12 protein-coding genes are annotated in these 14,368 nt (G+C 68.3%); 6 read left to right on the plus strand and 6 right to left on the minus strand.

Features of this window, described 5'->3' with window-relative positions; translation table 11 throughout:
* Nucleotides 1-18 precede the first annotated feature (18 nt).
* Entirely contained in the window at nucleotides 19-1,026 is a 1,008-nt protein-coding gene (gene cydB / locus H0X90_RS15995; RefSeq protein WP_006494372.1) for a cytochrome d ubiquinol oxidase subunit II, read from the plus strand.
* Entirely contained in the window at nucleotides 998-1,177 is a 180-nt protein-coding gene (locus tag H0X90_RS16000; protein ID WP_034187692.1) for a hypothetical protein, read from the plus strand. Before cydB ends, H0X90_RS16000 begins: the two co-directional genes overlap by 29 nt.
* A 195-nt stretch (nucleotides 1,178-1,372) precedes the next feature.
* Here H0X90_RS16000 and H0X90_RS16005 read toward each other — a convergent pair whose 3' ends face one another.
* Together H0X90_RS16005 and H0X90_RS16010 are read right to left on the minus strand one after the other, a co-directional pair.
* The gene (locus H0X90_RS16005; RefSeq protein ID WP_006487958.1) at nucleotides 1,373-1,567 is read right to left on the minus strand and encodes a YqaE/Pmp3 family membrane protein; all 195 of its coding nucleotides are present in this window, start codon (nucleotides 1,565-1,567) and stop codon (nucleotides 1,373-1,375) included.
* A gap of 179 nt (nucleotides 1,568-1,746) precedes the next feature.
* Nucleotides 1,747-3,423: an alkaline phosphatase family protein gene (locus H0X90_RS16010; RefSeq protein WP_077188716.1), complete on the minus strand. Its 1,677-nt coding sequence runs from the start codon at nucleotides 3,421-3,423 to the stop codon at nucleotides 1,747-1,749.
* 251 nt (nucleotides 3,424-3,674) lie between these two features.
* Here H0X90_RS16010 and H0X90_RS16015 point away from each other — a divergent pair, with 251 nt between their 5' ends.
* Nucleotides 3,675-3,896, plus strand: a complete 222-nt coding sequence (locus H0X90_RS16015; protein WP_034203178.1) for a hypothetical protein — start codon at nucleotides 3,675-3,677, stop codon at nucleotides 3,894-3,896.
* A gap of 68 nt (nucleotides 3,897-3,964) precedes the next feature.
* Here H0X90_RS16015 and H0X90_RS16020 read toward each other — a convergent pair whose 3' ends face one another.
* Together H0X90_RS16020 and H0X90_RS16025 are read right to left on the minus strand one after the other, a co-directional pair.
* Nucleotides 3,965-7,795: a DUF748 domain-containing protein gene (locus tag H0X90_RS16020; RefSeq protein ID WP_077188710.1), complete on the minus strand. Its 3,831-nt coding sequence runs from the start codon at nucleotides 7,793-7,795 to the stop codon at nucleotides 3,965-3,967.
* Nucleotides 7,796-7,946: 151 nt separating this feature from the next.
* Nucleotides 7,947-9,383, minus strand: a complete 1,437-nt coding sequence (locus tag H0X90_RS16025; RefSeq protein WP_006486342.1) for a DUF1254 domain-containing protein — start codon at nucleotides 9,381-9,383, stop codon at nucleotides 7,947-7,949.
* A 309-nt stretch (nucleotides 9,384-9,692) separates the two neighbouring features.
* Between H0X90_RS16025 and H0X90_RS36325 the strand changes: the two genes are divergently transcribed.
* From H0X90_RS36325 to H0X90_RS16040, 3 genes are all read left to right on the plus strand, one after another.
* On the plus strand, nucleotides 9,693-9,743 hold the full coding sequence (locus H0X90_RS36325; protein WP_353739180.1) for a hypothetical protein: 51 nt from the start codon (nucleotides 9,693-9,695) through the stop codon (nucleotides 9,741-9,743).
* 88 nt (nucleotides 9,744-9,831) lie between these two features.
* Complete coding sequence (locus tag H0X90_RS16035; RefSeq protein ID WP_006494366.1) at nucleotides 9,832-10,155, plus strand: type II toxin-antitoxin system HicB family antitoxin; 324 nt, start codon at nucleotides 9,832-9,834, stop codon at nucleotides 10,153-10,155.
* Between the two features lie 189 nt (nucleotides 10,156-10,344).
* Nucleotides 10,345-13,395: a heavy metal translocating P-type ATPase gene (locus tag H0X90_RS16040; protein ID WP_077188711.1), complete on the plus strand. Its 3,051-nt coding sequence runs from the start codon at nucleotides 10,345-10,347 to the stop codon at nucleotides 13,393-13,395.
* Nucleotides 13,396-13,529: 134 nt separating this feature from the next.
* On the opposite strand, the gene H0X90_RS16045 is transcribed toward H0X90_RS16040, so the two are convergent.
* The gene (locus tag H0X90_RS16045) at nucleotides 13,530-14,009 is read right to left on the minus strand and encodes a GNAT family N-acetyltransferase (RefSeq protein ID WP_034203175.1); all 480 of its coding nucleotides are present in this window, start codon (nucleotides 14,007-14,009) and stop codon (nucleotides 13,530-13,532) included.
* Nucleotides 14,010-14,175: 166 nt separating this feature from the next.
* Nucleotides 14,176-14,331, minus strand: coding sequence for a hypothetical protein (locus H0X90_RS16050; protein WP_006481665.1), 156 nt, complete (start codon nucleotides 14,329-14,331; stop codon nucleotides 14,176-14,178).
* Between the last annotated feature and the right edge of the window lie 37 nt (nucleotides 14,332-14,368).

Below are 14,368 nucleotides of genomic sequence, written 5' to 3' on the forward strand. Positions count from 1 at the left end.
TCGCTTACGAGAAAACCTATGGACGTCACCGTAATCTGGGCCGCGATCATCGCATTGGGGCTTTTCATGTACGTCGTGCTCGACGGCTTCGACCTCGGCATCGGCATCGTCTTCCCGTTCTTCCCGGACGAGAAGGAACGCGACCTGATGATGAACACGGTCGCGCCCGTGTGGGACGGCAACGAAACGTGGCTCGTGCTCGGCGGCGCCGGGCTGTTCGCGGTGTTCCCGGTCGTCTATTCGACCGTGCTGTCGGCGCTGTACCTGCCGCTGATCTTCATGCTGGTGTGCCTGATCTTCCGCGGCGTGTCGTTCGAGATCCGCGCGAAGGCGCGCCGCACGAAACAGCTGTGGGATCTCGCGTTCATCGGCGGCTCGGCCGGCGCGACGCTGTTCCAGGGCATCGCGCTCGGCGCGTTCCTGCAGGGCATCGACGTGAAGGACGGCGTGTATGCCGGCGGCGCGTTCGACTGGCTCACGCCGTTCAGCCTGCTGACCGGCCTCGGCCTGATCGTGACCTATGCGCTGCTCGGCTGCTGCTGGCTCGTCGCGAAGACCGAAGGCGACCTGCAGCGCCGCCTGCATCGCGTCGTGTGGCCGCTGACCGTCGTGCTGCTCGGCTTCATCGCGATCGTCAGCCTGTGGACGCCGCTGCAGGACCCGGCCATCGCGCAGCGCTGGTTCGATTCGGGGTTGTTCTGGCGCCTGCTGCCGGTGCCGTTCCTGGTCGCCGCGTGCGCGGCGTGGATGCGTCGCGCGGTGCGCGACCGGCACGACATGACGCCGTTCGTGCTCGCGCTGGCGCTGGTGCTGCTCGGCTACGTCGGCCTGCTCGTCACGCTGTTCCCGTATGCGATTCCGCAGACGATGACGATCTGGGAAGCGGCGGCGCCGCGTTCGAGCCAGACCTTCACGCTGGTCGGCGCAGCGGTTATCCTCCCGATCATCATCGCCTACACGACGATGGGTTACTGGGTATTCCGAGGCAAGGTGCGCCATGAAGACCAGCATTACTACCACCACTGATTCCGCCGATCGCCCACCCGAGGCGCCGCGGCCGCGGATGCGCGGCTGGATGTGGTTCGTCGTCCTGTGGGCGGGCGGCGTGATCGGCGCGGTCACGCTCGGCTATGCGTTCAAGATCTTCATGAACCTGACGCTGTTTGCGGTGAAGTAGGTAAAGCGGCCGCCCGGTCGAACGATGGACCGGGCGGCCGCTTTGTCATTGGGCCGCAGCTTCGGCCAGATGCGTCGGGCATCCGCCATTTAGGCAGAAATCTATATAAATCACATCGTCGATGTGAATAAGAAATATAGATTTTTACCGAAATACGAACCACGCGGCTGAATCACCCCACCGCGCATTGCGCGTCTACGGCCGCCCGCGCAGCGCCGCGTCGATCTTGCGATCGGTCTTGTACTGGCTCAGCGCATACACCGACCAGATCGCGGCCGGCAACCAGCCGATGACCGTGAGTTGCAGGAGCAGGCAGATAATCCCGGCGATCGGGCGGCCGATCGTGAAGAACTGGAACCACGGAAGCAGCAGGGCAAGCAGCAGGCGCATGAGCGGTCCTCTCGGTACGTCGTTGAACGGGTGATGCGCGACGAATATGCCGGTGCACGCGCCTGAATTCAAGCCATGCACCGGCATCGCGGCGCCGTGATCCGCCCGGCGCCGCGTTCACCCCACTCAACTTCCGAAACGCCCGCGTCATGCCGCGGACGCACCGCCCTTCCCCACGCTCAACGCCCGATACCGAGCCCCGGCAGCACGCGCGTGTTCTCGGCCACGACCGCCTGCAGCAGGCGCGGGTCGGCGCCGAGCAGCGCGAGGATCGTCGGCGCGACCTGCTTCGTGCCGACGAGGTCGTTCACCGTGCGCGCACGATGAATGCCCGGATACGACACGAGCAGGCCGAGGTGGCTGTCGTCCGGCGCGTTGCCGCCGTGCTCCTCGTCCTTCTTCGTGCTCGACGTGTAGATCACGCCCGGATTCGGCTGGACGACGATGTCCGGCGTGCGGCCGTTGGCCGGATCGCCGAAGCGCTCGGCGAGCGCCGCGCCGTACAGCACGTACGCCTGCGGGCCGTCCGCGCAGATCCCCGGCGCGTTGCAGCCGAGGTTCGCCTTCAGCGTCTGCACGACGGCCGTGCGCTGGCTGCGGTCGCGCAGCCAGATCAGCCCGACGTCGTCAGTCTGCACGAAGCCCGTGCCGACCAGGCCCGAACCGTCGTTCAGGTTGCCCGTCGTCGTGTTGTTCTGGCCGAAGTTGCCGTTCGGGTCGAGGAAGTTGTTCGCTTCGAGCAGCTTCGTCAGCGTGTCGCCGTTCTTCACGAGCCTCGTGTGATCGCTCGGCGACTGGCCGTGCTTCGACGTGACGATCACGGCCGTCGACGAATACAGGTTCGCCTGCTTCAGCGCCGCGACGACATGCCCGATCGCGTCGTCGACATACGTGATCGCGTTCGCGACCTGCCCGTTCGGCGTGAAATCGGCGTCGAGATAGCCGCCGCCCTTCGCGACCGGCGCCTTCTGCGCGACGCTCAGCGTCTGGAAGTTCGCGCCGAACAGCGTCGGCACCGGTGCGATCTTCGTGCCGGTCGAATCGCGGCCGCCGATCTGGTTGATCAGCGCCTGCACGTGCAGGTTGTCGAAGCGCGCGGTGTGCGAATAGACGTCGGTGTACGCGGTGTTGGTCGCCGGGTCGATCGAATTGATCTCGGTGCGCATCAGGTCGTCGACGCCGGTGCCCGACGGGCCGTTCAGCCAGTCGTAGCCCCACGCGTGCTTGTCGGCCCACGCGGTGCGCGCATTCGGCACGCCGGCCTTCACCGCCTCGAACACCGTGTTGGTCTTCACGTAGTTGTGCGGGTAGACCGGCACGCACTGACCGTTGACCTTCGCATGCGGGATCGCCTGCGGATTGAACGCGCCGCCGCCGTCGAGGTGCACGAGCGCGCCGCCGTTCTGCGCATCGATGCCGGTCGTCTCGTCGAACACGACGTTCCAGCCCTGCTTGCCCGAGCACGTGGTGTCACTCGGCGCGTACAGGTTGCGGTCGTACGACACGTCGTAGAACAGGCCGGCCGTCTTCGGCGAGCCGCCCGTCACGAGCGCGGCGAGGCCCGGGAACGAATCCGACAGGCCCGGCGTATACGCATTCGCATACGTCACACCGCTCTTCGCGAGCACCGCGATGTTCGGACACGTATTCGCGCCGATGCAGCGCGCGAGATCCTGTTCGTGCAGGCCGTCGATGCTCAGCAGCAGCACGTGCTTCACGACGCGGCTCGCCCGGCCGTTGTCCCCGCCCTGAGCGTTGCCGTCCTGTTGCGCCGCATGCACGCCCGCGCTGGCGAGCGCCAGCGCACCCGCCACCATCGCCGCCATTTTCCGTTGCTTGATGAACCTGGAAATCATCACCCCACCTCACCGATTGATGTTGAACCACGTGACCTGCCTTCAGGCGCGCAAAATATCGCCGGATCGTGCGGCGCTCGGATGAAGCGGGGCTTTCTGTTCTCTGTCAAACGTAACCAATCGCAAATGACATCACGCGGTCGCAATCCGCGGCCCTCGCGTGCGCCGGCCCGTGCGGCGGGATTTTTTTTCGGGTTGGCCCGCGACTATTGGCGTGTGATAAAGGGTTTTCCCTGACCCGGAGCACGAGTATGTCGACCCTGGAAGCTCTCCGGTTCGTGCTGGACGATGCACGTACCCCTGAAATCATCCGTCATCACGTCGTCGACGCGCTGCAGTACGCGTTGCGCAACTACGGACCGGTGTTCACCGCGAAGGAAGTTGAATGGCTGACGCAGTGGGACGACGCGCGTCTGCCGCTGGCCGCGAGGAAGGAACTGGACAAGCGCGAACCGGCGATCGCCGGCCGCTGAAAAAAAGCCGCCGCGCCCGACGAGTACGGGCGCGGCGGCGGATGCGGGATGACGGACGGCGGTAACGCTTACTGCAGCCCGAAGTCGACGCGGGTCGTCGCGCCCTTGTCCGAGATGCCCTTCGCATCGAGCTTCGGCGCGACGACGAACATGCGGCTCGAATCGATCTTGCCGTCGAGGTACTGGCGCACGGCCTGCGCGCGCTGCTGCGCGAGCGCACGCAGCGCGTTGTCGTCGGCCGGCGCATGATCGGCGAGCGCCTGCTTCATGTCCGCATCGGGCAGCGTCTTCTGCAGGCCCACCAGGTTGCGCGGCTTCTTGAAGTCGGCGGCCTTGTACGCGCGCGTCAGGTACTTCGAGTATTCGGCCTTGTCGACCTTCACCGACATCGGATCGACGCTCTCGCCCTGCCCGACCACGTCCTTCAGCTTCTGCTGGCGCACCAGCCGCTCGACGTACGCGTCGCGCAGCCCCGGCGTGTCCTGCGCCGGATCGACGCGGCCGATCAGGTCGAGGCGGATCGACGGCTTCTCGGTCAGCATCTTCACGACCGTGTCGAGCTTCTTCTGCTGCGTGTCGGTCAGCGCATACGAGCCCGGCGCGAACTCGACGTAGCCGAGATCCTCGCCGCCTCCGCCGAACGCATTCGCGAGCAGCGTGAACGGCGACGTGACGGCCTTCGCGATCAGGTTCAGCACCGCATGCCAGATCAGCCCGCCGACGCTGAACTCCGGATTCGACAGCGAGCCCGACACCGGCAGGTTCACGTCGATCTGGCCGCGCGTGTTTTTCAAGAGCGAGATCGCGAGCTTCACCGGCAGCTTCGTCGCCGTGTCGTTCTCGACCCGATCGCCGAACGTCAGCTGATCGATGAAGATGTGGTTGTTCGCCGACAGCTGGTCGTTCGCGAGCTGGTAGTGCAGGTCGACGTTGAGCTTGCCCTTCGTGATCGGATAGCCCGCATACTTCGCCGAATACGGCGTGAGGTTGGTCAGCTCGATGTCGTGCGCGGTCGCCGTGAGGTCGAGGGCCGGCTTCTCGATCAGCGGGTTCACCGAGCCCTTGATCGAGATCGGCCCGTTGCCCGCGAGGTTCGCGGCGACGTCGACCGGCGCGGACGTCGTCGAATCCGTGCCGAACGCGCCGACCGTGCCCTTGATCGCGACGAGGTTCGCCGTGTAGTTCGGCTTGATGAAGTTGTCCGTGTACGTGACGCGGCCGTTCTGCAGCACCAGTTCGCCGAAGTGCATCCGCACCGGGTTCTGCGGCTGCGGCGCGGCCTTCACGACCACCGTCGCCGACGCGGCGGCCGGCACGGACGCCTGCTGCGCGGCCGCGGCCGATGCGGCCTGCGCGGCGGCCGGCGGCGTCACGCCCGGCGACAGCGGCACGGGCTCGCCCTTGCTCGCGTCGCGCGTGAGCGACTGCGCAGGGCCCGTCTCCTTCGCGACCACGTCCTTCAGGTTCAGCCGCCCCTGCGCATCGAGCAGCACGCGGCCGTAGAAGTTCGAGAACGTCACGCGCGCGGCGTCGACGTCGGTGCCCTTCTCGTCGTAGTTTGCCTTCAGGTTCGACAGCGCGAGCGAGCGCCAGCCGGCGAACGGGTCGGACGTCGCCTTGTCGAGCATCCGCACGTCGACCAGCGCGACGTCGCCGCGATAGGTCGCGCGCGGCGTGTCCTTCACCTGCGCGAACGTCAGGTTGCCCTGCGCGTTGAGCAGCGCGCTGGCGATCGTCGCGTTCAGCGCGCTGCCGAAGTACGGCTCGAACGCGGCCGCGTCGAGGCGGTTGCCGTTGATCTTCAGGCCGAGCTTCAGCGGCTGCGCGGTCACGTCACCCGTCACGTTCAGCGAGCCCTTGCGGTTCAGCGTCGCTTTCAGTTGCACGGGCAGCGGCTTCGTCAGGTCGTCGCTCACCTTCTGCACCGACAGCTCCAGCGGCTTGATCGCCAGCTTCACCGGACGCGGCGTCGACAGGTCGGTGAAGTTCGCGGACGCCTCCTTCACGTTCAGCGCGTCGATCCGGTAGTGCCACGACGGCGCGGCGGCCTGCGCCTTGCGCGCGACCGTGCGCTTCGGCACCGCCGCCTGCGCGGGTTCGGCGAGCGCCGCGAGATCGATCTTGCCGTCCTTCAGGCGCTTCACGTCGAGCGCGAGCCCGCTTGCGTCGACGCTCGCGATCTCCGCGGTGCGCGCCGCGACGTCGACCTTCGCGATCTTCGCGCTCGCGTCGGGCAGCACGATCGCGGGCGCCTTGTTGTCCGGCGCGGCGATCTTCAGCGATTTCAGGCTGACCGTGCTGTCGGCGACTTCCGCGGCGAGCGGCGTCTTGCCCCAGTCGGTCTTCGCGTTGACGGTCGCGCCGAGCGTGCCGTCGAGCACGCGTGCGCGCGTCGCCTCGCCGAGGTACGGCTGCAGCGCCGGCAGCGCGAGCGCGGCGACCGTCAGCTTCGTGTCGGCCTGCTTCGCGGCGAGATTGAACGCGCCTTCGGCCGTCACGTCGCCGCCGCGCGACAGCGACGTCGACAGCGTGTATTTCGCGGGCGTCTTGCCCTGCAGCGAGAAACCGTCGAGCGTCGCGGCGAGCTTCGTCAGCGACATCGCGGTCGGCGTCGCCGGCACGCGGTCGTCGACGTTGATCGTGCCGCCGTCGATCGCGACATGACGGATCGTCAGATCGAGCGGCGGCGCTTCCTTCGCGGCGGCGCTACGTTCGGCCTTCGCGCCGCTGGCGGCGGCGACGGCGCCGGACGCACTGGACGCACCGGCTGCGGCGGCGACGGCCGACGCGGCCGGCTTGCCAGCCTCGGCCTCGACCTTCGGCGCGGCGGCCGGTTGCGCGACGAGCTTCTCGACGTTCAGCACGCCCTGCTTGTCGCGCGACAGGTCGACCACCGGCCGGTCGATCCGGATCTCGTCGAAGTGCATCGCGTTGCGCAGCGGCTCGAGGCCGGCCGCCGCGACGTGCACGCCGCGCGCGGCGAACAGCGGCGCCGACGCGCGGTCGGTCACCTTCGCGTCGTTCAGGTCGACAGTGCCCGACACGCGCAGCGCCGGCGTCTCGCCGCTCATCACGAAATTGACCGTGAGGTTGCTGCTGAGCAGGCCGCTCGTCACGGCCACCGGCAGCTTCGCCGGCACGTACGAGATCAGCTTCGGCACGTCGAGGCGGTCGAACTTCAGCGCGATCTCCGATTCGCGCGACTGCGCGAACGGCTTGGTCTTGCCGTCGATCGAGATCGGGCTGCCGTCGAAGCGCGCGCGCAGCTTCGGCTCGACGAAGATGTCGGTCTTCGAGGCGAGCGTCGCGATGTACGGGATGCCGAGCGTCCAGTTGTCGACCACGTGCTTTTCGTTCAGCAGGCGATCGTCGAAATCGATCCGGCCGTCGTTGACCTGGATGTTCGACACCGAGAATTGCGTCGGCTTGCTGTCGGGCTTCGGCGTCGGCGACGAGAACTTCTCGATCAGGTCGGTGAAATTGAAGCGCTGCGCATCGTAGCGGACGATGTGAAAGCGCGGCGAGTCGAGTCGGACCTCGTTGACGATCGGCGCGCCGCGGAACAGCGACGACCACGACGGCCGCACGACCAGCTTGCCGATGTCGATGAAATCGCCCTGGCCGCCGCGCTCGCCGAGGTGGATGCCGTCGGCTTCGAGGTTCAGCGTGTACGGGTTCAGCGCGATGCGCTGGATCGTGGCCGGCCGGTCGAGCTGCTTGCTCAACTGCTGTTCGGCGACATGGCGGATCAGCGGCGGCGCCGCGAAGAAGCCGAGCAGTCCGAATAAAACGATGAAGATCAGCACGCCGATGCCGATACGCCGGGTGCGGCGCGAGCGTGCAACGCCGCCGAGGGCATGGAGGGTCGAGGGTACGGTTTCTTTGTCTGCGCTTGCCATGCTTGAATGCCTCGGGAATGGATGCCGGGCCGCACCGGATAACCGGGCGGCCGCGCACGCTATCCCGAAAGTATAGGCTCAGGAGGTGACGGTACGGAGGTCGGGCGCCGCCGCAGCGCCCGCCGGTCGGACAACGGCGGCGGTCAACCGTTCATTTCCGGACGATGACGGGCGGCATCCAGGACCCGTCGCTCGCCTGCGGCTTCGGCGCGTACAGGCGCAACGCGAGCGCGAAATCGGTACGCGGCGCCGGCAGCCAGTTGGCCGCATGCGTGCCGCCCGGCGACGCCGACACGACGATGTCGATCGAGCCGTCATGGTTGCGGCGCAGCCGGTCGCGATCGCCGAGCGAGCGGCGCGCCGACCCGACGTCGGGCAGCGCGCCGTTGGTCGTGTACGGCGTGAGTGTCCAGAATGCGCGCACCGGCGGCAGCGCGCCCGGCGCGAAATGCAATACGTAGCGGTTCGCGCCGTTCAGCGGATGGCCATCGCTGTCGACGCGGGCGACCGCGAGCGTCTCGTCGTCGCGCGTCGCGGTGCCGAACTGCGTGTAGGCCGCGTACGCGCGCAGTGCGTAGTCCTGGCCGTACTTGCCAGCCGTATCGCCGATCCAGCTCCAGCCGTTCGCGTTCAGCAGGTTCGACGGCGCCGCCGCGAGCCGCGCGCGCGCCTCGGCGACGCCGGCCGTCGCGGCCGTCAGACGGTCGCCCGTCCACAGCACCGGGTAGCCGGCCGTCACGCCGATGTCGGCGAGCGATTCCTGCGCGTGCGCGTCGTCGGCCGGCGCCGGATTGTCCTGCAGCGCCCGCGCGAAGCGCGTGAAGAACGCCTTCGGATCGAGCGCGGCGACCTGCTCGGCCGGCGTGCCGCCCCCCACCGCCTCGGACGGCGCGCTGCCCGCATGGACCGCGACCGACGCACCACGCTCGGCGCCGGTGTACACCGACAGCGGCACCACGCGGATCGCGCGCTGCAGCTTCTTCACGTTCGTCAGGTCGCGCCCGCCGCTCGTCTGCAACCGCACTTCGAGCCACGCATTGGCGGACGGCACGTCGACACGCAGCACGCCCTTCGGCAACGTGCCTTGCCAGTCCTTCGCGGCGAAGGCAATCGTTTGCGATCGGCCGGCACCACGGGGGCCGCGTGCGGCGACGCTCGACGACGACCACAGCACGTTGGTCCACATGTCGAGCGCACGCGCGTCCCAGTAGCGGCCGCGCGTGTCGGGCAGCGTGACGATCACGGGTTCGGCGGCGACGTCGAGCCAGCCGGTCGAGTCGAGCGTGTCGACGCCCGGCAGCGGCGGGTTGACCGCGCCGACGGGCGGCAGCGCCTGCGCGTGGCGCAGCGTGTTGAGCGGCGCCTGCCCCGGTTGCGCGCCGTCGCCGCCCGTCGCGGCTTCCTTCGCGACGTCCATCAGCACGAGCGGATACGCATAGATATAGGAGTCGGCAACTTCCGCCCGCATCCAGCCGGTTTTCCGCTGGATCGCGTCCGGTTGCGACGCGCATCCTGCAAGCAACGCCGCAATGGCCAGCGACGCGCACGCGCGTCGCAGAGAAACTGATTCTCGCTGGTTTTCAATCATCGATTACTGGCCGAATATCGTTCTTTTCAGTCAACGCCCTGTTCGTCTCGCGAACGGCTAAAACAGGGCACCCCAGCGTACCCGGATGACCGTTTCGCTACGTTTCGTAACGGTGGGCGCTGATGTCAGGCCGGTATCATAGCGCCTAAGGGCATCCCCCAATATGCCGAATAACGGGTAAAACGGTAGTCGAACTATCAACGAATCTGAAATATTGCACAGGATTCGACAAAAATCTGAAACGGCGCCATCGCGCCGGAATGATGGCTGGACGAGGGCCGTCGACGATGATCGACCAATGGTGTCACTATTGGCACCACAGGCTACGCCAAGCGAATGGAAGAATCCTCGACCAAATGACGCGCAAGCCCGCGAAGGTGCGCTTCATCGATCTGTTCGAGATCTCGCAGGTTCTCGACGCGATCGATCGACTGAAGGAACAGAAATCATGACCCAAGACCACTTTACGTACCGCGTAACGTGGTCCCCGGAGGACGGGGAGCACGTCGGCCTCTGCGCGGAATTCCCGTCTCTTTCGTGGCTCGACGCAACACCGGAGGGCGCACTGGTCGGCATTCGCCGGCTCGTCGCCGACGTCGTGAGCGAGATGACCGCGAACGGCGAGACCGTGCCCGAACCGATCGCCGACCGAACCTACAGCGGCGAATTCAAGGTCCGCATCCCGCCGCAGGCGCACCGCGCGCTGGTCATCCAGGCCGCCGAGCAAGGCGTCAGCCTCAATCGCCTCGCAAGCGCCAAGCTCTGCGCCTGAGCGCACACACCCCGGCACGCTCGGTCGCCCGGTCGTCCGTCCGGAAGCCGGGCGATCGCTTTTTCCGCGTTGTGACAACCTGTGTGCATCGACCTGCGTCGCATCGTCGCCGGCGCTTGACCTTACCATCATGGGAATGTTGATACTGGAACCATTCGCGGCACAAACCGCGCTTTTGGGGAATCCGACATGACTGAACCACTTGCCTCCGCGGCACGGCAAACGATCGCGCTGAGCGTCGACGGCATGCATTGCGGCGGCTGCACGGGCCGCGTGCAGCGCGCGCTGGCCGCCGTGCCGGGCGTCGTCGATGCGGCGGTCGATCTCGATGCACAGGCGGCGACGGTCACCGCTCAGGACACGGTCGAGCCCGACCGGCTCGTCGACGCGATCCGTGAGGCCGGCTACCACGCAGCGGTGCGCGAAGCGGCCGTCGAAGCCGGTGTGGCCACGCCGGCGGCGCGCGAAGCAACGTCGCCTGCGCCGGCCGCCGCCGCGACGATCGAACTCGATATCGATGGCATGACCTGCGCGTCATGTGTGTCGCGCGTCGAAAAGGCGCTCGCGAAGGTGCCGGGCGTCACGCGCGCCTCGGTCAACTTGGCGACCGAACGCGCGACGGTCGACGCGTCGGCCGGGGTTTCCGCCGCGCAATTGGCAGATGCCGTGAAACAGGCCGGCTATGGCGCGACGCCGACAGCGTCGGATACCAATGCCCCGGCCGCCGCCCCGACCCGCCCCGCTACGCCCGCGAGCATCGAACTCGACATCGACGGGATGACCTGCGCGTCGTGCGTGTCGCGTGTCGAGAAGGCGCTCGCGAAAGTGCCGGGCGTCACGCGCGCCTCGGTCAACCTGGCAACTGAACGCGCGACGGTCGACGCGTCGGCCGACGTATCCGCCGCCCAGCTTGCCGAAGCGGTGAAACAGGCCGGCTACGGCGCGACACCGGCGGCCGTCGCCACGCCTGCGGCCCCCGCCACTTCCGCGGCCGCCGACGTCGAACTCGACATCGGCGGCATGACCTGCGCGTCCTGCGCCGGCCGCGTCGAAAAAGCGCTGGCCGCCGTGCCGGGCGTCGCGCGCGCGACGGTCAATCTCGCGACCGAGCGCGCGTCGGTGCACGGCGCCGGCGCACTCGACGCCGCCGCGCTGATCGCCGCAGTCACCGCGGCCGGCTACCATGCATCGCTTCCCGCCGCGTCACCCGCCGGCGCAACGGCCGGCGCCGACGCGCAACCGGCCGGCCCCGCGCCGGACGCCGACGCACGCAAGCGCCGCGAGGCCATCCGCGAACGCAACCTCGTGATCGGCGCCGCCGTGCTGAGCGCGCCGCTCGTCGCGCCGATGCTCGCCGCGCCGTTCGGCCTCGACCTGATGCTGCCCGGCTGGCTCCAGCTCGTGCTCGCGTCGATCGTGCAGTTCGGCTTCGGCGCACGCTTCTATCGCGCGGCCTGGCATGCGGTGAAGGCGCGCACCGGCAACATGGACCTGCTCGTCGCGCTCGGCACGTCGGCCGCGTACGGGCTGAGCCTGTGGATGCTGCTGCGCGATCCCGCGCATCCGGGCCATCTGTATTTCGAAGCGTCGGCCGTCATCGTCACGCTCGTGCGCTTCGGCAAGTGGCTCGAATCGCGCGCGAAGCGCCAGACCACCGAAGCGATCCGTGCGCTGAACGCGCTGCGCCCCGACCGCGCGCGGGTCGTCGAGCACGGCGTCGAACGCGACGTGCCGCTGTCGCAGGTGCGTGTCGGCACGCACGTCAGCATCCGGCCCGGCGAGCGCGTGCCGGTCGACGGGCGGATCGTGTCGGGCCGCTCGCACATCGACGAATCGCTGATCACCGGCGAAAGCCTGCCCGTGCCGAAGGACGACGGCGACGCCGTCACGGCCGGCTCGATCAACGGCGAAGGCGCGCTCGTCGTCGCAACCACCGCGATCGGCGCGGAGACGACGCTCGCGCGCATCATCCGCCTCGTCGAATCCGCGCAGGCCGAGAAGGCGCCGATCCAGCGGCTCGTCGATCGCGTCAGCGAGGTGTTCGTGCCGGCGATCCTCGGCATCGCCGTGCTGACGCTGGTCGGCTGGCTGATCGCCGGCGCCGGGATGGAAACCGCGATCCTCAACGCGGTCGCGGTGCTCGTGATCGCCTGCCCGTGCGCGCTCGGTCTCGCGACGCCGGCCGCGATCATGGCCGGCACCGGCGTCGCGGCCCGGCACGGCGTGCTGATCAAGGACGCGCAGGCGCTCGAACTCGCGCAGCGCACGACCGTGATCGCGTTCGACAAGACCGGTACGCTGACCGAAGGCAAACCGTCCGTGACGGCGTTCGACGCCGTCGGCGTGCCGCGCGACGAAGCGCTCGCGCTCGCGGCGGCCGTGCAGCGGCAGAGCGACCATCCGCTCGCGCGCGCGGTGGTCGCCGCGCATGACGCCGACGTGGCCGCACAGGGCGGCGCAGCCGCGCCGGTCGTCGCGACCGATGCGCGCGCGGTGGCCGGGCGCGGCGTGGAAGCGCACGTCGGCGGGCAACAACTTGCGCTCGGCAGTACGCGCTGGCGCGACGAACTCGGCATCGCGGTACCGCCGGCGCTCGACGCGCGCGCGGCGGAACTCGAACGCGCCGGCAACACGATCTCGTGGTTGATGCGCGCCGATGCGCCGCGCGCGGTGCTCGCGCTGATCGCATTCGGCGACACCGTGAAGCCGGGCGCCCGCGACGCGATCGCGGCGCTGTCGGCGCGCGGCGTCGCGAGCGCACTCGTGACGGGCGACAACCGTGGCAGCGCGGCGGCCGTCGCGGCGGCGCTCGGCATCGGCGAAGTGCACGCGCAGGTGCTGCCCGACGACAAGGCACGCGTCGTCGCCGAGCTGAAGCGCACGCACGGCGGCGTCGTCGCGATGGTCGGCGACGGGATCAACGATGCGCCCGCGCTCGCCGCGGCGGACGTCGGCATCGCGATGGCGACCGGCACCGACGTCGCGATGCACACGGCCGGCATCACGCTGATGCGCGGCGACCCGGCGCTCGTCGCCGACGCGATCGACATCTCGAAGCGCACGTACCGCAAGATCCAGCAGAACCTGTTCTGGGCGTTCGTGTACAACCTCGTCGGCGTGCCGCTCGCGGCGCTCGGCTTGTTGAACCCGGTGATCGCGGGCGCGGCGATGGCGTTTTCCAGCGTCAGCGTCGTAACCAACGCGCTGCTGCTGCGGAGATGGAAAGGCCGCGCGCGTTGAGGCGGCAAGCGGTGAATGGCGGACGGCCGAACGGGCCGTTCGGCGTTCGATCGGCAGGAAGGATCGGGAAGACAGCCGGCTACGCAGTGCGCCGAACCGACAGCACGTGACGATGCATCGCGATGCCGGCGGATTCAGTTCGACACGACCGGTTTGATCAACGTCGTCGTGATCGGCGCGAAGCCGCATGCACGATACAGCGCACGCGCCGCCGCGTTGTGATTGAAGACCGACAGCCCGATCTCGGTGACGCCGTACCGGCGCGCCTCGGCATCGAGCGCATCGAGCGCGCGCGTGGCCCAGCCCTGGCGGCGCCGGGACGGGACGATGTCGAGGTCGTAGATGAACAGCGTGCGGTTCGGCCCTTCGGGGACGATCGCGTACCAGAGGTCGCCCACCGTGTCGCCGCTGGCGCCATCGATGAGTGTGACGAGGGTCTGGCCGGCGGTCAGCAGGCCGTCCGGCAGCAGCGTGTCGAAACAGGCGCGCGCACGGTCGGGCGCGTCTTCGACAGCATTTTGTCCGGAGGAAACGAGGTCGCGCGCGTAGCCGTCGATGGCTCGCGTGCGGTACGCGTGGAATTCGCCGGCCGTCATCGGCCGCATCTGCAACATGGCCCGGTCGCCGTGAACGGAATCGGACTTCCAGTGTAGCGGGACACTCGCACCGGCGCGCGATGCGGCGGTGGACACGGGCAGGCAGGTGCGGCGGACGCCGCGCCGAATCAGCGAATCAGCGAATCAGCGAATCAGCGAATCAGCGAATCAGCGAATCAGCGAATCAGCGACGGTACAGGACGATCGGCACGAGGTGCGCACGACGCACGCGCTCGGCTTCGGCACGACGCGCGGCGTACGAGTATTCGGCGTCGAGCGGCAGGTGCGGGGACACGAACAGGTCGTCGATCTTTTGCAGCAGGGCGAGGATGAAGCTCATGTGAGACTCCTGACAGATGTGACTAGGGTTTTCCCTT

This window comes from Burkholderia sp. 9775_39 (assembly GCF_015712225.1).
Lineage (GTDB): Bacteria > Pseudomonadota > Gammaproteobacteria > Burkholderiales > Burkholderiaceae > Burkholderia > Burkholderia cenocepacia.